This window comes from Bradyrhizobium sp. USDA 3256, assembly GCF_054058275.1.
The window spans coordinates 505,580-528,146 of the sequence record NZ_JBSSAE010000002.1 but is presented as its reverse complement, the minus strand read 5'-3'; the positions used below and the strand labels follow the sequence as shown (position 1 = coordinate 528,146).

Genomic DNA, 22,567 nt, shown 5'->3' with positions numbered 1-22,567 from the left:
TGCATAGCTTCCCAGATATCCTAGACTTGGATTTGACACTTTTAGCACCGCCGTGACCTGCTTCCGGGGTGCTTCCCACACAAGTCCCCGTCAAAGTCCCCAGAAGAGAGGGATCAGCTAATGCCCGCGCCTGTCCACGCCAAGGTCGTCATCATCGGGTCCGGCCCCGCCGGCTACACCGCAGCGATCTACGCGGCACGCGCGATGCTCGAGCCGGTGCTGATCCAGGGCATCCAGCCGGGCGGGCAGCTCACCATCACCACCGACGTCGAGAACTATCCCGGCTTCGCCGATGTGATCCAGGGCCCCTGGCTGATGGAGCAGATGGAGAAGCAGGCGGCCCATGTCGGCACCAAGATCGTCACCGATCTCGTCAACAAGCTGGAACTCGGCCAGCGCCCCTTTCGCCTGACCTGCGATTCCGGCGACATCTATCTCGCCGAGACCGTGATCCTCGCCACCGGCGCCCAGGCGCGCTGGCTCGGCCTGCCCTCGGAAGAGAAGTTCCAGGGCGGCGGCGTGTCGGCCTGCGCGACCTGCGATGGCTTCTTCTACCGCGGCAAGGAAGTCGTGGTGGTCGGCGGCGGCAACACCGCGGTCGAGGAGGCGCTGTACCTGACCAATCACGCCTCCCAGGTCACCATCGTGCATCGCCGCGATCATTTCCGCGCCGAGCGCATCCTGCAGGAACGGCTGTTCAAGCATCCCAAGATCAAGGTGGTGTGGGACTCGGCGATCGACGAGATCTGCGGATCGGAGAACCCGAACAAGGTCACCCATGTGCGGCTGAAGAACGTCAAGACCGGCTCGCACACGAACCTCAAAACCGACGGCGTCTTCATCGCGATCGGCCATGCGCCGGCGACGGAGCTCGTCAAAGGCCAGATCAAATTGAAACCGTCGGGCTATGTCGAGGTGGCGCCGAACTCCACCGCGACCTCGATGCCCGGCCTGTTCGCCGCGGGCGACGTGGCGGATGAAACCTTCCGGCAGGCGGTCACCGCCGCCGGCCTCGGCTGCATGGCTGCGCTCGAGGCGGAACGCTTCCTGGCTCTTCGCGCGAGCGATCGCGCAGCGGCGGAATAATCATGGCACGATCTCGCGACGGATTTACGGATATGGATTGGGACAAGCTGAAGGTCTTTCACGCAGCGGCGGAGGCCGGCAGCTTCACGCATGCCGGCGAACAGCTTGGCCTGTCGCAATCGGCGGTCTCCCGCCAGGTCAGCGCGCTGGAGCAGGAGCTCTCGGTGTCGCTGTTTCACCGCCACGCCCGCGGCCTGATCCTCACCGAACAGGGCGACCTCCTGTTCCGCACCGCGCATGACGTGTTCATGCAGCTGCAGGCGGCCCGCGCAAAGCTCACCGACAGCCGCGAGCGGCCGAGCGGCGACCTCAAGATCACGACGCCGCCGGCGCTCGGCATCAACTGGCTGATCCCGCGGCTCGACGAGTTCACCGCGCTCTATCCCGACATCCGGATCTCGCTGATCGTCACCGACGAGGATCTCGACCTCTCGATGCGCGAGGCCGACGTCGCGATCCGCACCCGCAAGCCGACCCAGCCGGACCTGATCCAGCGCAAGCTGTTCTCGATCGGCTTCCATGCCTATTGCTCGCCGGAATACATCAAGCGCTTCGGCACGCCGCGCACGCTCGATGATCTCGACTCGCACCGCATCATCATGCTCGGCGACTCGCAGGTGCCGGCGCATCTGCAGAACCGCAGCTGGCTGATCGATGCCGGCCGCAACGGCTCCGGTCCGCGCGAGCCCTACTTCAAGGTCAACAACATCCTTGGCCTCGTGCGCGCCTGCCAGCAGGGCCTCGGCATCGCCGCGCTGCCGGACTATCTGGTCGAACAGAACAACCTCGTGCAGCTGTTCGGCGAGTCCGACTCGATCGCGCTCGACACCTACTTCGTCTATCCGGAAGAGCTGAAGACGGTGGCTCGGGTGCAGGTGTTCCGCGACTTCGTGGTCAGCAAGGCGCAGCGCTGGCCGTCGTGATTAAGCCGCCCTTATAGGGCTGGTTTATAGGGATATCCGTGCTGCCCCCGGTCTCCGCATGACTGACATGCGACCTGGATAGTTGCTGCAGGCCGTCGATGGGGATCATATTGCTTACACGCTGAGCGTTCGCGTCGCGCATATGTCCCCCTCCTCCAGTGGCGCGGAAGTTCAGTAATCCCTCTTGGAAGGTGATTGTGTCGGCCTCACGTGGCCAATACCTTAAGCCGGGCTCACTTGAGCCCGGCTTTTTTTCATCGCCGTGCCCTTTCACCTCCACGTCATGCGCAAAACGCGCCGCACGCGCCGATCAGCATGTGCATTGACAACAACCTCGCAGTGCAGCATCATTGTCCCATGATCACGACTTCGTGCGCCGTTCTGTCGTCGAAAAAAGCTCCCCTCCCGGGGACACGAGATCGCGCGCGATAAGATCACCTTCGCATTCAAACCGATCCCGAAACCCCGCCGCCTGGACGGGGTTTTTTGTTGGTCCCGTCTCCGGCTTTGCCTTCCCCAGGAGATGGAACATGACCGATCTACACCAGCAATTGCAGGGCCTCTGGCTGCCTCTGATCACGCCATTCCGTAACGGCGAACTCGACGTCACGTCGCTGCGGCGTCTCGTACGGCACTACGCCAGCGGCCCCGTCGACGGGTTCATTCTCGGCGCAACCTCCGGCGAGGGCATGGCGCTCAGCGTGGACGAACTGGAGGGGCTGGTGAGCGTCGTGCTCGACGAGCTCAGTGCCAGCTCCCGCCATTTGCCGGTCTGTCTCGGGCTCTCCGGCGCCTCGACCGCCCGGATGAAGGAAGCGCTGGATGATACGGCCGACTGGCCGATCAACGGCTATCTGATCGCCAGCCCCTATTACATCAGGCCCTCGCAACGCGGGCTCGTGCAGCACTTCAACGCGCTCGCCGATCACGCGTCGTGGCCGATCGTGCTTTACAACATCCCCTATCGCACGGCGGTGAACCTGACCAACGAAACGCTGCTGGCGCTCGCGGACCATCCGAACATCGCCGGCATGAAGGATTGCTGCGCCGACCGCGCGCAGTCGATCGACTTCCTCAACCGCCGGCCGGCCGGCTTCCGCGTGCTGACCGGCGAGGATGCGCAAACCTTCGATGCGCTCTCGGACGGCGCCGACGGGGCGATCCTGCTGTCCGCACATCTGGAAACAAACACCTTCGCTGCGATCCGCACGCTGCTGCAGCAGGGCCAGCGCGACACGGCGCTGGCCGCCTGGCAGAGCGTCGTCGGCCTGACGAGGCTGTTGTTCGCCGAACCAAGCCCCGCGCCGGCCAAGCACTGGCTGTGGCGGCAGGGGCTGATCGACAGCCCCGAGGTGCGGCTGCCGATGGTCGAGATCAGCGAGGATCTCGCAACCTGGCTCGATGCCGAGATGGAGCGCCGCGAACAGCTGCTGTTGCCGGCGTGATCGCGTTTTCTCCCCGTTCTTACGGGGAGAGGGCTGGGTGATGGGCTGCTTCCGCACAAAAAGGCGAGAGACAGACTCGTGGAGCGTCCCCCTCACCCGGATCGCATCTTGCGATGCGATCCGACCTCTCCCCGCACGCGGGGCGAGGTAGGAAACGTCTAGTCCAGCTTCACCCTGCCGAGCCTAAGCGCATTGCCGATCACGCTGACCGAGGAAAGCGCCATCGCGGCGGCGCCGACCATCGGCGACAGCAGGATGCCGAACAGCGGATACAGCACGCCGGCTGCGATCGGCACCCCGGCGGCGTTGTAGACGAACGCGAACGCCAGGTTCTGACGGATGTTGCGCATGGTCGCGACCGACAGCCGCCGCGCGCGCACGAGGCCCATCAGATCGCCCGTGAGCAGCGTGACGCCGGCGCTCTCGATCGCGACGTCGGTGCCGCCGCCCATCGCGATGCCGACATCGGCAGCGGCGAGCGCCGGCGCGTCATTGACGCCGTCGCCGGCCATCGCGACGGTGCGCCCCTCGCCGCGCAGCCGCTGCACCACCTCGCTCTTGCGCTCCGGCAGAACGCCGGCCTCGACCTCGTCGATGCCGAGCGTCTTCGCCACCGCCCGCGCGGTGGTCTCGTTGTCGCCGGTCAGCATCACGATGCGCAGGCCCTCGGCGCGCAGCGCCTGCAGCGCGCTCGTCGCAGACGGCTTGACCGGATCGGCTATCGCGATCACCCCGACGACGCGGCCATCGACCGCGACATAGATGGCCGTCGCGCCGTCTCGCCGCGCCGCCTCGGCCGCCTCGTCGAGCGCTGCCGTCGCGATCTTCAGCTCGGCCATCAGCACCGCATTGCCGAGCGCAACTTGCCTGCCCTCGACGGTGCCGGTCGCGCCCTTGCCGGAAGGCGAGGCGAAATTGCTGACGGCGGCGGATGCGAGCTTGCGCTCCCTGGCAGCGGCGATAATCGCCTGTGCCAGCGGGTGCTCGCTGCCCTGCTCGACACTGGCCGCCAGGCGCAGCAGATCGCTCTCGTCGAGTCCTTCGGCGGCAATGACGTGCACGACCTTCGGCTTGCCCTCGGTGAGCGTACCGGTCTTGTCGATGACCAGCGTGTCGATCGCCTCCATCCGCTCCAGCGCCTGCGCGTCGCGGATCAGGATGCCGGAATGCGCGCCGCGGCCGACGCCGACCATGATCGACATCGGCGTCGCCAATCCCAGCGCGCACGGGCAGGCGATGATCAGCACCGTGACGGCGGCGACCAGCGCGAAGGTCAGGCGCGGCTCGGGGCCGAACACCGTCCAGGCGATAAAGGCGAGCACGGCGGCGGCGATCACCGCCGGCACGAACCAGCCGGCGACGCGATCGGCGAGCCGCTGGATCGGCGCGCGTGAGCGCTGCGCCTTCGCCACCATGTCGACGATCCGCGACAGCATGGTGTCGCGGCCGATCTTCTCGGCGCGCATCACGAGGCCGCCGCTCTGGTTGACGGTGCCGCCGATCACGTTCTGGCCTTCGGCCTTCGTGACCGGCATCGACTCGCCTGTGACCATGGACTCGTCAATGACCGCACTGCCCTCGACGACGACGCCGTCGACCGGCACCTTCTCGCCCGGCCGCACGCGCAGGCGGTCGCCGACCTTGATCGCGTCGATGTCGATGTCCTCGTCGCCATGTTCGGTGATGCGCCGCGCGGTCTTCGGCGCGAGGCCGAGCAGCGCGCGGATCGCGCCCGAGGTCTGCGCGCGGGCGCGCAATTCCAGCACCTGGCCGAGCAGCACCAGCACCGTGATCACGGCCGCCGCCTCGAAATACACCGCGACCGCGCCATGCATGTCGCGGAACGCGGGCGGGAACAGCTGCGGCGCCAGCGTCGCGACCACGCTGTAGACATAGGCGACGCCGGTGCCCATCGCGATCAACGTGAACATGTTGAGATTGCGGGTGACCAGCGACTGCCAGCCGCGCACGAAGAACGGCGCGCCGGCCCACAGCACGACCGGCGTCGCCAGCACGAGTGAGACCCAGTTCGACCAGTGCTGCGGCACCAGCTGCATCAGCCCGAGATGGCTGCCCATCTCGAGCACGAACACCGGCACGGTCAGCGCGAGGCCGATCCAGAACCGCCGCGTCATGTCGATCAGTTCGGGATCGGGACCGTCGTCGAGCGAGACCTGCTCGGGCTCCAGCGCCATGCCGCAGATCGGGCAGCTGCCCGGACCGACCTGACGCACCTCGGGATGCATCGGGCAGGTGTAGATGGTGCCCGCGGGCGCCGGCGGCTCGGGTTCACGCGGCTTGAGATACTTCTCAGGGTCGGTCTCGAAACGCTCGCGGCAGCGGCTGCTGCAGAACAGGTACTCCTCGCCCTGGTAGCTGAAGCGGTGCTTGGCGGTCGCCGGGTTGACCTTCATGCCGCAGACCGGATCGATCGCGAACGCCGCCTCGGCCGGCGGCGTGTCGTGACCATGCTTGCCGCCGCAGCAGGAATGCGCGGCCGCGCCATTGTGGTGATGATCCGCGTGCGAATGGTCGTGTGTTGCGTGTGCCACGAAACTCTTCCCGGCCGCTAACCCGGCCCCTTGATTTGTATACCCTAGGGGGGTATATGAGGTCTATGAGAGACGAGGTCAAGACATCCTGCTTAAAACGGCTCAAACGGATCGAAGGTCAGATCCGCGGGTTGGCCGCCATGGTCGAGGACGACCGCTATTGCATCGACGTGGTGACGCAGATCGCGGCCGCGCGCGCGGCGCTGCGCCGCGTCGAGGAAGAGGTGCTGCGCGATCATGTGGCGCATTGCGTCGAGCATGCGATCTCGTCCGGCGACAAGGCCGACCAGCGGCGCAAGATCGCCGAGCTGATGGACGTGATCGGGCGTGCGGATCGGTGATCTAAAACGCCACCCCATACTGGATGTCGTCCCTGCGAAAGCAGGGACCCATAACCACAGCAGCCTGTTGTGAAAGGACGCTGGGGCCACAGCCCCATTGATCACGAAAATTGGTGGTTATGGGTCCCGGGTCGCGCTTCGCTTGCCCGGAACGACGTGGGGATAGAGCGGTGCCGAATTCGCTGCCGCTTCATGCGCGGCTGAACAGCGCGATCAGGTATTGAAGCGGAAATGCATGACGTCGCCGTCGGCGACGACGTACTCCTTGCCTTCAAGCCGCAGCTTGCCGGCATCGCGCGCGCCGGCCTCGCCGTTGCCGGCGATGTAATCGGCATAGGCGATGGTCTCGGCGCGGATGAAGCCCTTCTCGAAATCGGTATGGATCACGCCGGCGGCGGCAGGCGCCTTGGTGCCGCGGTCGATGGTCCAGGCGCGTGCTTCCTTCGGGCCGACGGTGAAATAGGTGATGAGATCGAGCAGCCGGTAGCCGGCGCGGATCAGCCGATCGAGCCCGGCCTCTTCCAGACCCAGTGTCTCCAGGAAGTCAGTGCGTTCCTCGCGCGACAGCGTCGCGATTTCGGATTCGATCTTGGCCGAGATCACGACCGCGACCGCGCCCTCCTCCTTGGCGCGCTCGAACACCGCCTTGGAAAAATTGTTGCCGTCCTTGGCCGAGGCTTCCTCGACGTTGCAGACATAGAGCACGGGCTTCGAGGTCAGGAGCCCGAGCATGCGGAACGCGCGCTCCTCCTCCGGCTTGCGCTCCAGCGCACGCGCCGGCTTGCCGTCGCGCAGCAGCACCAGCGCGCGGTTGACGAGCTCGAGCTGCTCCTTGGCTTCCTTGTCGTTGCCCTTGGCCTTCTTCGAGAGGTTGTCGACGCGCTTCTCCAGGCTGTCGAGGTCGGACAGCATCAGCTCGGTCTCGATGGTCTCGATGTCGGCGAGCGGCGCGATCTTGCCCTCGACATGGGTGATGTCGGAATCCTCGAAGCAGCGCACCACATGGGCGATGGCGTCGACCTCGCGGATGTTGGCGAGGAACTGGTTACCGAGACCTTCGCCCTGCGACGCGCCGCGGACGAGGCCCGCGATGTCGACGAAGGTCAGCCGGGTCGGAATGATCTGCGCGGACTTCGCGACAGCCGCGAGCTTCTCCAGCCGCGGATCGGGCACCGCGACCTCGCCGACATTCGGCTCGATGGTGCAGAACGGATAGTTCGCCGCCTGGGCGGCCGCCGTTTCGGTCAGCGCATTGAACAGCGTCGACTTGCCGACGTTAGGCAGCCCGACGATCCCGCATTTGAATCCCATGTCTTCCTCAACATTCTCTGATCTGTCATGGCCGGGCTCGTCCCGGCCATCCACGTCTTACGGTGCACGCGGCAGGTAAGACGTGGATGCCCGGCACAAGGCCGGGCATGACGACAAAGGAGGTCAGGCCGGCTTCTCGCCGCCGTTCTCACCCTTGTCGAACCCCTTGGCCTGCATCGTCAGGTGCACCTTGTTGGCGAACGAAGCGTCGTGGCCCGTCGCCAACAGGCCGGCATTGTCGGCGACGGCCTGGCACAGGGCCTCCACCCACGCCCGGTCGCTCTTGGCGAAGTCCGACAGCACGTGGCTGTGCACGAGCTCCTTGACGCCGGGATGACCGATCCCGAGCCGCACTCGCCGATACTCGTTGCCGATATGCGCGGAAATCGAGCGCAGGCCGTTATGGCCGGCGATCCCGCCGCCGATCTTGACCCGCACCTTGGCCGGCGGCAGTTCGAGCTCGTCCTGGAACACGGTGACGTCGGAGGGCGTCAGCTTGAAGAAGTTCGCCGCTTCCTGTACCGCGCGCCCGGACTCGTTCATGTAGGTGGTCGGCTTCAGCAGCACGACCTTCTCGCGATCGACGACGCCCTCGGAGGTCTCGCCCTGAAAGCGACGGCGCCATGATGCGAAACCATGACGCCGTGCAATCTCATCGACCGCCAGGAAACCGATATTGTGCCGGTTGCCGGCGTATTTCGCGCCGGGATTACCGAGACCGACAAAAAGGCGCATGGCGCGGCATCCCGCGTCGGCGCGCCATCAGACGATCGCGCGCCGACCTGATCGATTACTTCTTCTTGTCGCCACCGGCGGGAGCCTTGGCACCCGCGGCCGGAGCCGCAGCACCCGCAGCCGGAGCCGCCGCAGCGGCCGGAGCTGCAGCACCCGCGGCCGGAGCAGCGCCACCGGCAGCAGCCGCAGCCGCGGCCTTCTGCTCTTCGGCGTAGCCGGACGGCGGCACGATGGTGACCAGGGTCGCGTCCTCGCGGGTCAGCGACTTCACGCCCTTCGGCAACTTGACGTCGGAGAGATGCAGCGAATAGCTGATCTCGAGGCTGCCCACGTCGGCTTCGATATATTGCGGGATGTTGTCGACCGCGCATTCGAGCTCGAGGGTGTGGGTGACGATGTTCACGGTGCCGCCGCGCTTGACGCCAGGCGAGGTTTCGCCGTTCACGATGTGCAGCGGCACGCTGACGCGGATGGTGGCGCCTTCGCCAAGCCGCATGAAGTCGACATGGAGCGGGAAGTCCTTCACCGGGTCGAGGTGGTAGTCGCGCGGAATCACGCGATGCTTCTTGCCCTCGAGATCGATGTCGAACAGCGTGGTAAGGAACCGGCCCGCCAGGATGCGCTGGCGCAGTTCACGATCGTCGACCGAGATGGTCACCGGGGGCTGGTTGTCTCCGTAGATCACTCCGGGAACTCTCCCGGCGCGACGCTCTGCCCGGGCGGCCCCCTTGCCGCTCTTCGGACGCGCGGTCGCCTTCAATTCCTTGACGGTCGCCATAGCGTTAAGTCCTTGTATTTAAAAAGTTAAAGGCCGCAGCGCGGCCCATGCTCAGGTCCACAGCAAGCCTCCAGGGGTGCGGGGGCCGCGGACGTGGCGGGCTTTTAGCCCCAAAGGGCCGAAATGACAAGGAAATGAAGGAAATTTTCTTGCTTCACCCTCCCCCTCCAGGGGAAGGTGGAAGATCAGCCGACCGTACCGCCGAGCTTGGCTTCCAGCGCCGCGATCCTCGCCTTCAGCGCCTCGTTCTCCTCGCGCGCCAGGCGGGCCATGTCCTTGACCGCGTCGAATTCCTCGCGCTTGACCACGTCGAGGTCGCGCAGGATCCGTTCCGCCTGGTTGCGCATGACCGTGTCGACCTCGCGCTTGACGCCCTGGGCGGCGCCCGCGGCATCGTTCATCAGACGGCCGATCTCATCGAAAAACCGGTTGCTGGTCTGGGTCATCTCGCAAAACTCTCCGCGTTCCTGCCTCGCGCCAAAGACAATGGCGATCTCAGCCATCCGGTTCAAGTCCGCCGCGAATGGCAGGCCTCCCGAGGCTTGCCTTGTCATGCTCCGGTTTCCTTGCAATCGTATGAACTCACAACAGAAATCGCACACATAACGCGAGCAGAAACGCCATGATCGACCAGACCGTCGAGATCCCGACCAAGGACGGCAAGACCACCACCTTCATCACCCATCCCGAGCGCGGCGGCCCCTTCCCCGTCGTCATCTTCTACATGGACGCGCCGGCGATCCGCGAGGAGTTGCGCGACATGGCGCGCCGGCTCGGCACGTCAGGTTATTATGTGATGCTGCCGAACATGTATTACCGCGCCGGCGTGATGGAGCTCGGCCCGATCAATCCCGATCCGGAATCGCCCGAACGCAAACGCATGTTCGAGCTGATGCACTCGCTCAACATTCCGCTGGTCATGGAAGACACCAAGAGCCTGCTCGCCTATGCCGAGACGCAGAAGGCGGCCAACACCGCGATCATCGGCACCGTCGGCTATTGCATGAGCGGCCGCTATGCGGTGAACGCCGCGACGCATTTCGGCGATCGCGTCAAGGCCGCCGCCTCGGTCTACGGCACGCATCTGGCGACCGACCAGCCCGACAGTCCGCATCTTGCCGCGCAAAAGACAAAGGCCGAACTCTATTTCGCCTGCGCCGAGACCGATATCTACGCGCCACAGGACATCATCGAGCAGGTGAAGGCCGGCATGAAGGGATCGAACAACGAGGTCGAGATCTATCCCGGCACACATCACGGCTTTGCGTTCCCCAAGCGTCCGGTCTATGACCGCGACGCCGCCGAACGCCATTGGGAGCGGCTACTCGCGCTTTACCGGCGCAACCTCGTGAGCTGAGTCTCAAGACGAACGATGCCGTTCCTGCTGATCGACTTTCCGGTGTTCAATCCCGTAGCGCTCTCGCTCGGGCCGATCGTGATCCGCTGGTATGCGCTGGCCTATATCGTCGGCATCGTGCTGGGCTGGATCTACGCCCGCTCGCTGATCAAGAAGGAGCGGCTGTGGGGCGGCCCGGCGCCGATCACGCTGCCGCAGCTCGACGATTTCATCCTCTGGGTCACCATCGGCATCATCGTCGGCGGCCGCACCGGCTACGTGCTGTTCTACAATTTGCCCTTCTTCATCGCGCATCCGGGCGAAATCCTGGAATTGTGGAAGGGCGGCATGTCGTTCCACGGCGGCTTCCTCGGCTGCGTCGCAGCGGTGATGCTGTTTGCCCGCCGCAACAACATCCCGATCCTGTCGCTCGGCGACATCACCACCGCGGTCGCACCGATCGGGCTGTTCCTCGGCCGGCTCGCCAATTTCATCAACAGCGAATTGTGGGGCCGTCACGCCGATCCGGACCTGCCCTGGGCCATGATCTTCCCCAATGGCGGGCCGCTGCCGCGGCATCCGAGCCAGCTCTACGAGGCCGGGCTCGAGGGCATCGTGCTGTTTGCAGCGCTGGCGATCATGATCCGGATGGGCGCGCTCAAGCGTCCCGGCCTGATCCTCGGCAGCTTCATCACGATCTATGGCGTTGCCCGAATCATCGGCGAGCACTTCAGGGAGCCCGACCCGCAACTCGGATTCTTGTGGGGCGGACTAACCATGGGCATGCTGCTGTCGGTGCCAATGATCATTGTGGGCGTTATCATCATCACGGCCGCCGTTCGCCGCCGGGCGAACGGTCCGGCGCCGAGTTCAACCTGAACAAGTTCAATCCAAAGCAAGTGCAATCCAAGGAAGGCCGTGAACGAACCCTCCCCGCTGCTGGATGAGATCAGGAAGCTGATCAAGCTGTCCGGGCCGATGCCGGTCTGGCGCTACATGGAATTGTGCCTGATGCATCCGCGGTACGGCTACTATTTGTCGCGCGATCCGCTCGGCCGCGAGGGCGATTTCACCACGGCGCCCGAGGTCAGCCAGATGTTCGGCGAGCTGCTCGGGCTGTGGAGCGCCTCGATCTGGCGCGCGATCGGCTCGCCGGCGACGCTTCGCCTGATCGAGCTCGGCCCGGGCCGCGGCACCATGATGTCCGACGCGCTGCGTGCGCTGCGCGTGCTGCCGCCGCTCTACCAGTCGCTCAGCATCCACCTCGTCGAGGTCAACCCGGTGCTGCGCGAGAAGCAGTACGCCACGCTGGCGGGCGTGCGCAACGTCACCTGGCACGACAGCATCGACGACGTGCCCGAGGGACCGGCGGTGATCCTCGCCAACGAATATTTCGACGTGCTGCCGATCCACCAGATGGTCCGGCGCGAGACCGGCTGGCACGAGCGGACGGTCGGGATGGATGCCAATGGCAACTTGTATTTCGCTCCCGCGCCAGAGCCTGTGCCGCATTTCGAGGTGCTGCTGCCGCCGCTGGTGCGCGCCGCGCCGCTCGGCGCGGTGTTCGAATGGCGGCCCGACAACGAGATCATGAAGCTCGCCACGCGGCTGCGCGACCAGGACGGCGCCGCGCTGATCATCGATTACGGCCATCTGCGCAGCGACGCCGGCGACACTTTCCAGGCGATCGCACGCCACAGCTTCGCCGACCCGCTGAAGAACCCGGGACAGGCCGATGTGACCGCACATGTCGATTTCCAGGCCATGGCGCGGGCCGCCGAGGATGTCGGCGCGCTCGTCCACGGACCGGTGACGCAGGGCGACTTCCTCAAGCGTCTCGGCGTCGAGGCCCGTGCGGCCGGGCTGATGGCGAAAGCAAGCCCCGAAGTCTCCGCCGACGTTGCCGGTGCGCTGAAGCGGCTGACCGATTCCGGACGCGGCGGGATGGGCTCGATGTTCAAGGTCATGGCCATCTCCGACCCACGCCTCACCTCGATCGCCGGATTGAGCGATCAGCCTGACGAGACCGAACAATGACATTGGGATCACCGCTGCTGTCGGCCATTCCGGGCCTGCGCCATGCCTTCTTCTCGCGTGAAGGCGGCGTGTCGGAGGGCATCTATGCCGCCCTCAATGGCGGGCTGGGCTCGCGCGACGATCCGGCCAAGGTCGCGGAGAACCGGCGGCGGATGGCGGCGCAGCTCGGCGTGCCGCTCGATCACCTCGTCAGCGTGCACCAGATTCACTCGCCTGACGTCGTGGCCGTGACCGGTCCATGGAATGGCGGCGCGCGCCCGAAGGCGGACGCGCTCGTCACCCGCACCGAAGGCCTTGCGATATCGGTCACGACGGCCGACTGCGGCCCGATCCTGTTCGTCGATCCCAATGCGCGCGTGATCGGCGCGGCGCATGCCGGCTGGAAGGGCGCGCTGACCGGCGTGCTGGAATCGACCATCGACGCGATGGAGAAGCTCGGTGCGGAGCGCGGCGGCATCGTCGCCGCCATCGGCCCGCTGATCCGCAAGGAGTCCTACGAGGTCGGCAACGAATTCGTCGAACGCTTCATCGAGGCCGATGCGGAGAACGGCATGTTCTTCATGCCCGCCGAACGCGACGGACACGCGATGTTCGATCTTGCCGGCTTCATCCGCATGCGGCTGGAAAATGCCGGCGTGCTGATGATCGACGATCTCGGCATAGACACCTATTCCGACGAGCGCTGCTTCAGCTACCGCCGCTCCGTGCACCGCAAGGAAGCCGATTACGGCCGGCTCGTTCACGCCATCGCACTGGAAGGCTGACGCCGGGCATCCAGAGCGTTTTCCCGCGAAGTGGATACCGGTTCGCGGTGAGGGAAACGCGTCAGAATAAAATCGGGCGATTCTTGTGCGACAAGCGTCTTGACTCTCCACCTGCTGGAGACCGGACAAGCGGCGCATGACACAACGCACCTACAGCATCGGCGAGGCGGCGCGGCTCAGCGGAATTTCCGTCCGCAAGCTCCGCTTCTATTCGGACCAGGGGTTGCTGCCGCCGGCCGGCCGCACCGCGAGCGGCTATCGCGTCTTCACCGACGACGAACTGGTTCGCCTCGACCTGATCCGCTGCCTGCGCGATGCGGGCCTCGGTCTCGATGCCATCCGTGAGGTCCTGACCAAGCAGCTCTCGCTGGTCGAGGCGCTGCAGCTTCGCCTCGAGACGCTGGAAGCGGAGATCGCGGCACAGCGCCGCGTCGCCTCGGCCCTGCGGGCTGCGTTGCGTTCACCGCAACTCACCGAAGCAGATTTGAGGAGATTCCTGACCATGACGCAGCTGTCCCGCGCCGAGCGCCGCAACGTCGTCGAACGCTTTTTCGAGAAGGTGTCCGACGGCATCAACATCGACCGGAAATGGATCCGGCAGATGATCGAGACCAGCGTGCCCGAATTGCCGGACGAGCCGACGCCCGAGCAGTGCGATGCCTGGATCGAGCTTTCGGAGATGCTCAACGACCCTTCCCTCGTCGCCAACATCCGCGCCAACGCGGAGGACGTCTGGAATCACCACGTGCTGGATCTCGCCGCCTGGCAGGCGGCCAACCAAACCGTGCTGGCGAGAGCCAGGGAGATCATCGCGCGCGACCTCGGCCCGACGTCGGAGGCCGGCCAGACGCTGGCGCGCGACTGGCTGGAAACATCGGCGCGATTGCTGAAGCGAAAACCTGATCTGGAATTCCGCAACTGGATCCGCGGTAAATATGCCCTGCACGACGCCCGTGCGGCGCGCTATTGGGAGCTCGTCGCCATCATGCGCGGGCAATCGCCGGACGCGAGCCCGAACCGCGAATGGACCTGGATCACCGCAGCCATGCGGCACCATCTCTCTGACTGAGCAGGGAAATCCGAAATCTCGCGGCGCGCCGCCCGGATCGGTTAAGTGCTGTGGCCGTCCTGCCCTAGACGTTAAGCCGTTTTAACGATATCGCAGGACGCAATGAGGGAAGCGTCGAACCGCCAGTTTCAAACTGGGACAGCCGTGCGTGCCGCGATCGCATGCTCGTGGCTTGCGATCGCGTGCGCGCTTGGCGGCTGCGCGGCCGGCGGCAACGTGGCCGACTCCTACGCCATGGCCACGCCGGCAAGCAGCGGCGCAACGGTTGCGTTCGAATCGATCGACGGCCCTCCGCCCCAGGTGTTCGACCGCATGGTCGGCGTGCTCGACAGCGAGTCCAAGCTGCGCAGCCTGTCGATCGTGTCGCGCCAGGGCGCTGCCGCCTATCGCGTGCGCAGCTATCTGTCGGCGCAGGTGGTGCGCGGCCGCACCATGATCGCGTGGGTGTGGGACGTCTACGACAGCAACCAGCAACGCGCGCTGCGGCTCTCCGGCGAGGAGCCCGCCGGCAAGGCCGGCCGCGACGCCTGGGCCGCCGCCGACGACCTGGTGCTGCGCAAGATCGCCCAGGCCGGCCTCAGCGGCCTGTCCGGCATGATCAATGGCGGCGCGGCGGACAGCCCCGCGACCGCCCCGGCACCGGACCTCCGCGGGCCCACGGTGGCAAGTGCCCCGGCCCCCGTCGCGCCCGAGACCATGGCGCTCGGCTATTCCGCCGACTAAACCCCGTTATAGCCCGGGGAAATGCGTTTTTTGCCCAGGAAAACGGCGGCCAAAGCCGGCTAATGGGTTGCCATCGGATGCGCCTGCCTGATATTCCCTCGCGCACCGAAAACCCGCCGGTTCTGTAAGGACTTGAGATGCTGAACGTCGTATCCAGCAAGGCGCGGGGGGAAGCATCGATGTCGGCAAAGAACGGATCAATCAAACTCGTCGCCGGCAACTCCAATCCTGCGCTGGCGCAGGAGATCGCCAAGGGACTTGGCATCGAACTGACCAAGGCCGTGGTCCGGCGCTTCGCCGACATGGAGATCTTCGTCGAGATCCAGGAGAACGTCCGCGGCTCGGACATGTTCATCCTGCAGTCGACGTCATTTCCGGCCAACGACAATCTGATGGAACTGTTGATCATCACCGACGCGCTGCGCCGTTCCTCGGCGCGCCGCATCACCGCGGTGGTGCCCTATTTCGGCTATGCCAGGCAGGATCGCAGGTCCGGCTCGCGTACGCCGATCTCGGCCAAGCTCGTCGCCAACCTGATCTCGCACGCCGGCGTCGACCGCGTCATGACGCTTGACCTGCATGCCGGCCAGATCCAGGGCTTCTTCGACATCCCGACCGACAACCTGTTCGCGGCGCCCCTGATGGTGCGCGACATCAAAGAGAAATTCGACCTCGCCAAGGTTATGGTGGTATCGCCCGACGTCGGCGGCGTGGCGCGTGCCCGCGGCCTCGCCAAGCGCATCAACACCCCGCTTGCGATCGTCGACAAGCGCCGCGAGCGCCCCGGCGAGTCCGAGGTGATGAACGTGATCGGCGACGTCGCCGGCTACAATTGCATCCTGGTCGACGACATCGTCGACTCCGGCGGCACGCTGGTGAATGCGGCCGAGGCGCTGATCGCGCACGGCGCCAAGGAAGCCTCGGCCTATATCACCCACGGCGTGCTGTCCGGCGGCGCCGCCGCGCGCATCGCCTCGTCGCGGCTGAAGGAGCTGGTCATCACCGACTCGATCCTGCCGACCGAAGCCGTCAACAAGGCGCCGAACATCCGCCAGATCTCGATCGCCGGCCTGATTGCCGAAGCGATCGGCCGCACCGCGGCGGAAGAGTCGGTTTCCAGCCTGTTCGATTAAATCGATATTTGCTGTCGTCCCTGCGAAAGCAGGGACCCATAACCACAGGCCTTGTTGTTGCGAAGGCTGTGGCTCCAGCGTTGTAAATCAATTCGCATTGGTGGTGATGGGTCCCGGCTCAAGGCCGGGACGACACCGAGTATGCTGCAGCCACCCCGCTAAAACCCCGGCCGTGGCACGTGGCTCATCAGCGTCCGCGCATAGCCGCCATCGACGATGATCTCCTCGCCATTGACGTATGACGCGCGGTCGCTGGCCAGGAACAGGGTCGCGTCCGCCATGTCCTGCGGTGCGCCGATCCGGCGCATCGGCACCACGGCGGTGCGCCGCTCGGTGACCCCAGGCGTGTCGTAGAAAGCCTGGCTCATCGGCGTCACGACAAGGCCGGGGCTGACCACATTGCTGCGGATGCCATGCGGTCCCCATTCCGCTGCGAGTTGCTGCGAGAGCATCACGACGCCAGCCTTGCTGACGCTGTAGGCGCCGCTCTGCCCCTGCGCATTGCTGGCGGCGATCGAGGCGACGTGGATAAGGCTGCCGCGTCCGGCCTTGCGCATCTGGCGGCCGAACGCTTGGGCGCAGATGAAATAGCCGGTGAGATTGACCGCCAGCACCGCATTCCATTCCGCGAGGGCGAGCGTGTCGAGCCCGCCCGGGCGCAGCACCGCCGCTGTGTTGACGAGGATGTCGCAAGCGCCGAGCGTGCGCGCGACGGCATCGGCGGCTGCCGCGACATTGTCCTCGCTGGTCGTATCGCAAGTCGCGACGAGATGACCGTCGCCGAATTCGCGAAGCTCTGCCTTGGTCTCCGCAAGGGAGCGCTCGTCGCGATCGAGTGCGGCGACCCTGGCGCCGGCCCGCGCGAAACTGACCGCGGTGGCGCGGCCGATACCGCCGCCTCCGCCGGTGACGACGGCAACGCGGCCCGACAGGCCGAGCCAGTCGGAGGAATGTTGTTCGGTCATGGGGCGCCTCCCGCGCGTTTTGGTTTTATGCCGCAAGCATAACCGAACGCGCCGCAGGCGAGAGCGATCCCGGCACGCATGCCGGAATCGCTTTTCCGCCGATGCTAGCCGGGGATTCCCGCCGCGACCTGGCCGCGCAGACGCTCGAGGCTGAGCAGCGTGTTGGCGCAGGCTTCCGCGACCTCGGTCCCCTTGATGACGAAGTGCTTGCGGAAGAACTCGTAATGCACCTCGGTCTCGTGGAATTGCTGCGGCGTCAGCACCGCCGAGAACACCGGCACCTCGGTGCGCAATTGCACATCCATCAGCGCCTTGATCACGGTGTCGGCGACGAATTCGTGGCGGTAGATGCCGCCATCGACAACGAGCCCGGCCGCGACGATCGCGGTGTAGCGGCGGGTCTTCGCCAACAGCTGCGCATGCAGCGGGATCTCGAACGAGCCCGGCACCTCGAACACGTCGACATTGGTGATGTGCCTCGCCTCGATCTCCTTCAGGAAGGAGATGCGGCACTCTTCCACCACCTCGCGATGCCAGGACGACTGCACGAAGGCAACGCGCTGCGGCTTTGCGAAGTGCGGATGCTCCGGCGCTGGCGGAATGGCCGGCGTATCGGGAGCGCTTTCTGCTTGGGAGGTTTGGATTTGAGAAGCTTGAACGTCTTGGTCTTGCAACATCTGATTCATGGCTTTCCTCTTTCAGGACCAGAATCAGGGCACACGGACAACGACACGAGCCCACACGAAAATCGCGTTGGCCGCCGCAACCGTTCTCTTTCATCCGGACTGTAACCGTCGGCTTCGGAATTGCACCGAATCTGCTGACCCTTCCGCCGGCTTCGCGGAGGAAGGCGCTCGCGGGCTTGGGCTCATCACCCTTACCGCCGGTGGGGATTTTCACCCCGCCCTGAGAACATCGGCACGCCCGGGATGGACGTGCCTGAGACGAAATATGACCAAAGCGCGACAGCCGGGCAAGGCCTTTGGCATGGGGAAACGGCATGTCCCCATGAGCGCGTTGCGGCCCTAACAGAGGCGATATGAGGGCCCGAAGGCTGATTCACGCGTGCGGCAAAGCGCCTGCAAATGGTTAACAAAGCGTTACGCGAGCGCTTAGATTCCGATTTGTTCTCAAAATCACAGATGTGGCGGAGATCAGCTGTGGACGATGCGCGCTTTGGCTGTGGACGGACTCGGCGTGCGGTTGCGCGGATTCCGCAAATCACATCACTTCATCGGCGTCAGGTCCAGGGGCATCCGGAAGCCCGGTCAAGGAACTGCACTCGGCCACGACGCAGTATGTCGCAAGTGCCGGCTTCCGTGTGCGTATCAAGCGATCATAAGAACAAGGTCCGAGACGGCATGTCCCTCGTCGAAAGCATTATCGATTCCCGGAACAACCCGCTTGCGGTGGTCGAAGATATCGCCACCGACAACAACTGGGCGTTCGAGCGTTCCGGCGAAGACGAGGTGACGATCGTCTCCAAGGGAGACTGGATCGACTATCAGCTCTCGTTCACCTGGATGGGCGAGATCGAGGCGCTGCATCTCGCCTGCGCCTTCGACATGAAGATGCCGCAGGCGCGCCGCGCCGAGGTGCAGCGGCTGGTCGCCGCGATCAACGAACAATTGTGGGTCGGCCATTTCGATCTGTGGACCCACACCGGCATGGTGATGCATCGTCAGGCGCTGGTGCTGCCCGGCGGTCTCACCGCCTCCACCGCGCAGTGCGAGGCCATGGTGGTCAACGCGATCCACGCCTGCGAGCGCTACTACCCGGCGTTCCAGTTCGTGGTGTGGGCCGGCAAGTCGACCGCCGAGGCGATGGCCGCGGCGATGTTCGACACCGAGGGCGAGGCGTAAGGGTTTCGTTTCGGTCCATCCCCGCCCTCAGCGTCGTCCCTGCGAAAGCAGGGACCCATACTCCGCGGCCCCAGTGGTTGAGCAAACTGCTTGTGGCTCGCTTCTCGCTTCACTAGAACCGCTTGTGGTTATGGGTCCCTGCTTTCGCAGGGACGACACAGAGTTTGCGGAGCCACCTGTGAGCACATCCAGCAGCGCATTGACGAATACTTCCGGCACCATCGCGCTCGCGGGCGCGGGCAAGATGGGCGGCGCCATGCTGACCGGCTGGCTCGCGCAGGGCCTTGCACCCGAGCGCGTCGCGGTGATCGACCCGCATCTCTCGCCGGAAATCTCCGCGCTTGCCGCAAAGGGCGTGCGGCTCAATCCGCAAGCGAAGGATCTCGGCACGGTCGACACGCTTGTCGTCGCGGTGAAGCCGCAATCGTTCCGCGACGCCGGCGCCGCGCTGAAATCCTTCGTCGGCCCCTCGACGCTCGTCGTCTCGATCATGGCCGGCACGACCATGTCAGCGCTGGAAGAGGTTGTCGGCGGCGCGGTGGTGCGCGCGATGCCGAACACGCCGGCGGCGATCGGCCGCGGCATCACGGTCGCGGTGCCGTCGAAGCGCGTCACCGCCGCGCAGCGCGCGATGACCGATGCGCTGCTGAAAGCGACCGGGCTCATCGAATGGGTCGATGATGAGAGCCTGATGGACGCGGTGACGGCGGTCTCCGGCTCCGGTCCGGCCTATGTGTTCCTGCTCGCCGAGGAGCTGGCCCGCGCCGGCGTTGCGGCCGGCCTGCCCGAGCAGCTCGCGACCACGCTGGCGCGGGCGACCGTCGCCGGCTCCGGCGAATTGCTGCATCGCTCGGATCTGCCGTCGGCAACCCTGCGGCAGAACGTCACCTCGCCCGGCGGCACCACCGCTGCCGCGCTCGAGGTGCTGATGGCGAATGACGGCATGCAGCCGCTGATGACCCGCGCGATCGCCGCTGCGACAAGGCGCTCAAGGGAATTGGCGAAATAGCGCATGCACACTCATTGCCGGGCTTGACCCGGCAATCCATCGAACAAGGACGCTTTCTTCCTTGATGGATGCGCGGGTCAGGCCCGCGCATGACGAGTTCGCCGGACCAACGACACAGGCCGCCTACTGCGCCGAACCCGACGTCCCGGCCAGGCGCTTGTTGAAGCTTTCGACATTGATCAGACCGCGGGCGTGGCGGCCTTCGCCGAGCTTGCGCGTGCCCTCAAAGGCCTCGACCTCGAAGCGGATCACGCGGCGCTCGACCGCGATCACTTTTGAGGTCGTCCGCACGGTGGCGCCGACCAGCGCGGCGGCGAGATGGCGGATATCGACCTCGGTCCCGACCGTGACCCAGCCGGGCTGCAGTGCGGCGCGGATGGCATCGCCCGACGCTATCTCCATTTCGAGGATCATCATCGGCGTCGCATAGACGATCGGCATGCCGGGCACGAAATGCCCGACGGTGCGCTCCGGCGGCACCACGAGCATGCGCTCGGCGCTCATGCCGATCCTGATGAAGTCGCGTGCGTCCATTGGCGCCTTGCTCGTCATTCCGGGGCACGCGAAGCGTGAACCCGGAATCTGGAGATTGTTCATCGAGATCCCGGGTTCGCGCTAATGCGCGCCCCGGGATGACGCGCTTTCGCGCGTCACTTCTTCGCGGCGGCCGCGCGCTCGACGAACGACTTGCCGCCCTTCATCTTGTGATGCAGCGGCGCCTCATTGATCTGGATCACGACCGCGTCGGCATCGACGCCGAGATTCTTCACCAGCGCCTGGGTGATGTCGCGCATCATGCCGAGCTTCTGCTCGTCGGTGCGGCCGGCGGCCATGCTCACGGTGATCTCAGGCATCGTTGCTCTCCCTCTTGTTGTCGCCATGGCCGGGCTCCTCCCGGCCATTCACGTCGCCGCGCATCAAACAAGAGGCGGATGCCCGGCACAAGGCCGCGCATGACGTCACAAGCGAATGGCTATCCCCACGCCACGTCATGCCGCGCCAGGACCTCGCGGATCCGGGCGACGAGATCGGCCTCTGCGCAGGAGAACTGCGCCGGACGCGTCTCACGCCATTCCTGGTTGGAGGCAATCGCAGCGGCGGCCTTGGCGCCCTCGATCAAATCCTTGATCTGCACCTCGCCGCGCGCCTTCTCGTCCGAGCCCTGGATGATCACGCAGGGCGAGTTGCGGCGGTCGGCATATTTGAGCTGATTGCCCATGTTCTTCGGATTGCCGAGATAGAGCTCGGCCCGGATGCCGGCCTGGCGCAACTGCGCGACCATCTTCTGGTAGTCGGCGACACGGTCGCGGTCGAACACGGTGACGACGACGGGACCGAACTCGGCCCGCGCGTCGAGCTGGCCGAGCATCGTCAGTGCGGCCTGCAGGCGCGACACGCCGATCGAGAAACCGGTCGCCGGCACCGGCTCGCCGCGGAAGCGCGAGACCAGGCCGTCGTAGCGGCCGCCGCCACCGACCGAGCCGAACCGCACCGGGCGGCCTTTCTCGTCCTTGGTGTCGAGCAGCAGCTCAACCTCGTAGACCGGGCCGGTGTAATATTCGAGACCGCGAACAACGGTGGGATCGATGCGGATGCGATCCGCGCCATAGCCGGACGCCGCGACCAGCTTGGCGATCTCCTCGAGCTCGCTCACGCCGGCCTGACCAACTTCACTCTTCGCCAGATAGGCCTCCGCCGCAGCAATCGCCTCTCGCCAATCGTCGCGCTGCCGCGTGACGGCCAGGACGATATCGGCATCCGCGGGGCTCAGGTCGGCGCCCTTGGTAAAGTCGCCCTTGCCCTCTTCGCCGCCATCCCATCGTCCGGGACCAAGCAGCTTGCGGACCTCATCGGCTGGAAATTTGTCGAGCTTGTCGATCGCGCGCAGCACGGTGAGGCGGCGGCCAGCATTGTCGTCGCCGCCGAGGCCGATCGCCTCGAGCACGCCGTCGAGCACCTTGCGGTTGTTCACCTTCACGACATAGGAGCCGCGCGGAATGCCGAGTGCTTCCATCGTGTCGGCCGCCATCATGCAGATCTCGGCGTCGGCCGCCGGCGTCGCCGAGCCGACCGTGTCGGCGTCGAACTGCATGAACTGGCGGAAGCGGCCGGGACCCGGCTTCTCGTTGCGGAAGACGTAACCGAAGCGATAGGACCGATACGGCTTCGGCAGCGCGTCGAAGTTTTCCGCGACGTAGCGCGCCAGCGGCGCGGTGAGGTCGTAGCGCAGCGAGATCCACTGCTCGTCATCGTCCTGGAACGAGAACACGCCCTCGTTGGGACGGTCCTGGTCGGGCAGGAACTTGCCGAGCGCGTCGGTGTATTCCATCGCCGGCGTCTCCACCGGCTCGAAGCCGTAGAGCTCGTAGACGGCGCGGATCTTCTCGACCATCGCCCGCGTGGCATTGATCGCGGCCGGGCCGCGATCTTCCAGCCCGCGCGGCAGGCGCGCCTTCAGTTTCTGGGGTTTTTTGGGTTTCTCGGCCATTGGCGGCGTT

General features: G+C 65.5%; 23 protein-coding genes and 1 riboswitch. Of the genes, 13 read left to right on the top strand and 10 right to left on the bottom strand.

Translation table 11 applies throughout. The annotated features are described in order from the left end of the window. Positions 1–120 precede the first annotated feature (120 nt). The 3 genes from trxB (at position 121) to ACVWY5_RS04190 (ending at position 3,454) form a co-directional block, all read left to right on the top strand. Positions 121–1,086, top strand: a complete 966-nt coding sequence (trxB, locus tag ACVWY5_RS04200) for a thioredoxin-disulfide reductase (protein WP_028333105.1) — start codon at positions 121–123, stop codon at positions 1,084–1,086. Between the two features lie 2 nt (positions 1,087–1,088). After that, positions 1,089–2,009, top strand: a complete 921-nt coding sequence (locus ACVWY5_RS04195) for a LysR family transcriptional regulator (RefSeq protein ID WP_026192264.1) — start codon at positions 1,089–1,091, stop codon at positions 2,007–2,009. Positions 2,010–2,539: 530 nt separating this feature from the next. Next, positions 2,540–3,454 (top strand): 4-hydroxy-tetrahydrodipicolinate synthase family protein, encoded by a 915-nt coding sequence (locus ACVWY5_RS04190; protein ID WP_028333104.1) that lies wholly within the window; start codon positions 2,540–2,542, stop codon positions 3,452–3,454. Between the two features lie 158 nt (positions 3,455–3,612). On the opposite strand, the gene ACVWY5_RS04185 is transcribed toward ACVWY5_RS04190, so the two are convergent. Continuing rightward, entirely contained in the window at positions 3,613–6,006 is a 2,394-nt protein-coding gene (locus ACVWY5_RS04185) for a heavy metal translocating P-type ATPase (protein ID WP_028333103.1), read from the bottom strand. Positions 6,007–6,071: 65 nt separating this feature from the next. On the opposite strand from ACVWY5_RS04185, the gene ACVWY5_RS04180 reads away from it, so the two are divergent. Then, positions 6,072–6,347: a metal-sensitive transcriptional regulator gene (locus ACVWY5_RS04180; RefSeq protein ID WP_018269815.1), complete on the top strand. Its 276-nt coding sequence runs from the start codon at positions 6,072–6,074 to the stop codon at positions 6,345–6,347. A 213-nt stretch (positions 6,348–6,560) separates the two neighbouring features. Here ACVWY5_RS04180 and ychF read toward each other — a convergent pair whose 3' ends face one another. The 4 genes from ychF to ACVWY5_RS04160 all read right to left on the bottom strand — a co-directional run bounded on the left by ychF (position 6,561) and on the right by ACVWY5_RS04160 (position 9,617). Further along, complete coding sequence (gene ychF / locus ACVWY5_RS04175) at positions 6,561–7,658, bottom strand: redox-regulated ATPase YchF (protein ID WP_028333102.1); 1,098 nt, start codon at positions 7,656–7,658, stop codon at positions 6,561–6,563. 123 nt (positions 7,659–7,781) lie between these two features. Then, complete coding sequence (gene pth, locus ACVWY5_RS04170) at positions 7,782–8,393, bottom strand: aminoacyl-tRNA hydrolase (protein WP_028333101.1); 612 nt, start codon at positions 8,391–8,393, stop codon at positions 7,782–7,784. 55 nt (positions 8,394–8,448) lie between these two features. Then, positions 8,449–9,171: a 50S ribosomal protein L25/general stress protein Ctc gene (locus tag ACVWY5_RS04165; RefSeq protein ID WP_028333100.1), complete on the bottom strand. Its 723-nt coding sequence runs from the start codon at positions 9,169–9,171 to the stop codon at positions 8,449–8,451. Between the two features lie 185 nt (positions 9,172–9,356). Continuing rightward, the gene (locus ACVWY5_RS04160; RefSeq protein ID WP_028333099.1) at positions 9,357–9,617 is read right to left on the bottom strand and encodes an accessory factor UbiK family protein; all 261 of its coding nucleotides are present in this window, start codon (positions 9,615–9,617) and stop codon (positions 9,357–9,359) included. A gap of 176 nt (positions 9,618–9,793) precedes the next feature. On the opposite strand from ACVWY5_RS04160, the gene ACVWY5_RS04155 reads away from it, so the two are divergent. The 7 genes from ACVWY5_RS04155 (at position 9,794) to ACVWY5_RS04125 (ending at position 16,233) form a co-directional block, all read left to right on the top strand. Continuing rightward, positions 9,794–10,528 (top strand): dienelactone hydrolase family protein, encoded by a 735-nt coding sequence (locus ACVWY5_RS04155; RefSeq protein ID WP_028333098.1) that lies wholly within the window; start codon positions 9,794–9,796, stop codon positions 10,526–10,528. Positions 10,529–10,543: 15 nt separating this feature from the next. Continuing rightward, on the top strand, positions 10,544–11,386 hold the full coding sequence (gene lgt, locus ACVWY5_RS04150; RefSeq protein ID WP_028333097.1) for a prolipoprotein diacylglyceryl transferase: 843 nt from the start codon (positions 10,544–10,546) through the stop codon (positions 11,384–11,386). A 99-nt stretch (positions 11,387–11,485) separates the two neighbouring features. Next, entirely contained in the window at positions 11,486–12,544 is a 1,059-nt protein-coding gene (locus ACVWY5_RS04145) for a class I SAM-dependent methyltransferase (protein ID WP_050384262.1), read from the top strand. Further along, the gene (pgeF, locus tag ACVWY5_RS04140) at positions 12,541–13,308 is read left to right on the top strand and encodes a peptidoglycan editing factor PgeF (RefSeq protein WP_028333095.1); all 768 of its coding nucleotides are present in this window, start codon (positions 12,541–12,543) and stop codon (positions 13,306–13,308) included. Before ACVWY5_RS04145 ends, pgeF begins: the two co-directional genes overlap by 4 nt. A gap of 136 nt (positions 13,309–13,444) precedes the next feature. Further along, positions 13,445–14,377 (top strand): MerR family transcriptional regulator, encoded by a 933-nt coding sequence (locus ACVWY5_RS04135; protein WP_028333094.1) that lies wholly within the window; start codon positions 13,445–13,447, stop codon positions 14,375–14,377. 102 nt (positions 14,378–14,479) lie between these two features. Beyond that, a complete protein-coding gene (locus ACVWY5_RS04130) occupies positions 14,480–15,100 on the top strand; it encodes a hypothetical protein (RefSeq protein ID WP_028333093.1) in 621 nt (206 codons plus the stop codon). 179 nt (positions 15,101–15,279) lie between these two features. After that, positions 15,280–16,233, top strand: a complete 954-nt coding sequence (locus ACVWY5_RS04125) for a ribose-phosphate pyrophosphokinase (protein WP_028333092.1) — start codon at positions 15,280–15,282, stop codon at positions 16,231–16,233. A gap of 158 nt (positions 16,234–16,391) precedes the next feature. Here the strand turns inward: ACVWY5_RS04125 and ACVWY5_RS04120 are convergent, their stop codons facing one another. Beyond that, complete coding sequence (locus ACVWY5_RS04120; protein WP_028333091.1) at positions 16,392–17,198, bottom strand: SDR family NAD(P)-dependent oxidoreductase; 807 nt, start codon at positions 17,196–17,198, stop codon at positions 16,392–16,394. 104 nt (positions 17,199–17,302) lie between these two features. Next, positions 17,303–17,884 (bottom strand): 6,7-dimethyl-8-ribityllumazine synthase, encoded by a 582-nt coding sequence (locus ACVWY5_RS04115; RefSeq protein ID WP_028333090.1) that lies wholly within the window; start codon positions 17,882–17,884, stop codon positions 17,303–17,305. A 78-nt stretch (positions 17,885–17,962) separates the two neighbouring features. Next, positions 17,963–18,116: riboswitch (FMN riboswitch) on the bottom strand. 443 nt (positions 18,117–18,559) lie between these two features. Between ACVWY5_RS04115 and ACVWY5_RS04110 the strand changes: the two genes are divergently transcribed. Further along, complete coding sequence (locus ACVWY5_RS04110) at positions 18,560–19,060, top strand: type III secretion system chaperone family protein (RefSeq protein ID WP_028333089.1); 501 nt, start codon at positions 18,560–18,562, stop codon at positions 19,058–19,060. Positions 19,061–19,190: 130 nt separating this feature from the next. Continuing rightward, the gene (gene proC, locus ACVWY5_RS04105; RefSeq protein WP_051376056.1) at positions 19,191–20,069 is read left to right on the top strand and encodes a pyrroline-5-carboxylate reductase; all 879 of its coding nucleotides are present in this window, start codon (positions 19,191–19,193) and stop codon (positions 20,067–20,069) included. A gap of 123 nt (positions 20,070–20,192) precedes the next feature. Here proC and ACVWY5_RS04100 read toward each other — a convergent pair whose 3' ends face one another. From ACVWY5_RS04100 to hisS, 3 genes are all read right to left on the bottom strand, one after another. Then, positions 20,193–20,603, bottom strand: coding sequence for a thioesterase family protein (locus tag ACVWY5_RS04100; RefSeq protein ID WP_028333087.1), 411 nt, complete (start codon positions 20,601–20,603; stop codon positions 20,193–20,195). A gap of 116 nt (positions 20,604–20,719) precedes the next feature. Next, on the bottom strand, positions 20,720–20,923 hold the full coding sequence (locus ACVWY5_RS04095; RefSeq protein ID WP_018269806.1) for a tautomerase family protein: 204 nt from the start codon (positions 20,921–20,923) through the stop codon (positions 20,720–20,722). 119 nt (positions 20,924–21,042) lie between these two features. Further along, positions 21,043–22,557, bottom strand: a complete 1,515-nt coding sequence (gene hisS / locus ACVWY5_RS04090; protein ID WP_028333086.1) for a histidine--tRNA ligase — start codon at positions 22,555–22,557, stop codon at positions 21,043–21,045. Positions 22,558–22,567 lie beyond the last annotated feature (10 nt).

Bases quoted from the DNA above. Each gene is read 5' to 3' on its own strand.
- hisS (WP_028333086.1), bottom strand. From the start codon at position 22,557: ATGGCCGAGAAACCCAAAAAACCCCAGAAACTGAAGGCGCGCCTGCCG.
- ACVWY5_RS04190 (WP_028333104.1), top strand. From the start codon at position 2,540: ATGACCGATCTACACCAGCAATTGCAGGGCCTCTGGCTGCCTCTGATC.
- ychF (WP_028333102.1), bottom strand. From the start codon at position 7,658: ATGGGATTCAAATGCGGGATCGTCGGGCTGCCTAACGTCGGCAAGTCG.
- trxB (WP_028333105.1), top strand. From the start codon at position 121: ATGCCCGCGCCTGTCCACGCCAAGGTCGTCATCATCGGGTCCGGCCCC.
- ACVWY5_RS04130 (WP_028333093.1), top strand. From the start codon at position 14,480: ATGAGGGAAGCGTCGAACCGCCAGTTTCAAACTGGGACAGCCGTGCGT.
- ACVWY5_RS04160 (WP_028333099.1), bottom strand. From the start codon at position 9,617: ATGACCCAGACCAGCAACCGGTTTTTCGATGAGATCGGCCGTCTGATG.
- pgeF (WP_028333095.1), top strand. From the start codon at position 12,541: ATGACATTGGGATCACCGCTGCTGTCGGCCATTCCGGGCCTGCGCCAT.
- ACVWY5_RS04115 (WP_028333090.1), bottom strand. From the start codon at position 17,884: ATGAATCAGATGTTGCAAGACCAAGACGTTCAAGCTTCTCAAATCCAA.
- ACVWY5_RS04165 (WP_028333100.1), bottom strand. From the start codon at position 9,171: ATGGCGACCGTCAAGGAATTGAAGGCGACCGCGCGTCCGAAGAGCGGC.
- ACVWY5_RS04180 (WP_018269815.1), top strand. From the start codon at position 6,072: ATGAGAGACGAGGTCAAGACATCCTGCTTAAAACGGCTCAAACGGATC.
- ACVWY5_RS04100 (WP_028333087.1), bottom strand. From the start codon at position 20,603: ATGGACGCACGCGACTTCATCAGGATCGGCATGAGCGCCGAGCGCATG.
- ACVWY5_RS04110 (WP_028333089.1), top strand. From the start codon at position 18,560: ATGTCCCTCGTCGAAAGCATTATCGATTCCCGGAACAACCCGCTTGCG.
- pth (WP_028333101.1), bottom strand. From the start codon at position 8,393: ATGCGCCTTTTTGTCGGTCTCGGTAATCCCGGCGCGAAATACGCCGGC.
- lgt (WP_028333097.1), top strand. From the start codon at position 10,544: ATGCCGTTCCTGCTGATCGACTTTCCGGTGTTCAATCCCGTAGCGCTC.
- ACVWY5_RS04135 (WP_028333094.1), top strand. From the start codon at position 13,445: ATGACACAACGCACCTACAGCATCGGCGAGGCGGCGCGGCTCAGCGGA.
- ACVWY5_RS04125 (WP_028333092.1), top strand. From the start codon at position 15,280: ATGTCGGCAAAGAACGGATCAATCAAACTCGTCGCCGGCAACTCCAAT.
- ACVWY5_RS04155 (WP_028333098.1), top strand. From the start codon at position 9,794: ATGATCGACCAGACCGTCGAGATCCCGACCAAGGACGGCAAGACCACC.
- ACVWY5_RS04195 (WP_026192264.1), top strand. From the start codon at position 1,089: ATGGCACGATCTCGCGACGGATTTACGGATATGGATTGGGACAAGCTG.
- proC (WP_051376056.1), top strand. From the start codon at position 19,191: ATGGGTCCCTGCTTTCGCAGGGACGACACAGAGTTTGCGGAGCCACCT.
- ACVWY5_RS04145 (WP_050384262.1), top strand. From the start codon at position 11,486: ATGCCGGTCTGGCGCTACATGGAATTGTGCCTGATGCATCCGCGGTAC.
- ACVWY5_RS04120 (WP_028333091.1), bottom strand. From the start codon at position 17,198: ATGACCGAACAACATTCCTCCGACTGGCTCGGCCTGTCGGGCCGCGTT.
- ACVWY5_RS04095 (WP_018269806.1), bottom strand. From the start codon at position 20,923: ATGCCTGAGATCACCGTGAGCATGGCCGCCGGCCGCACCGACGAGCAG.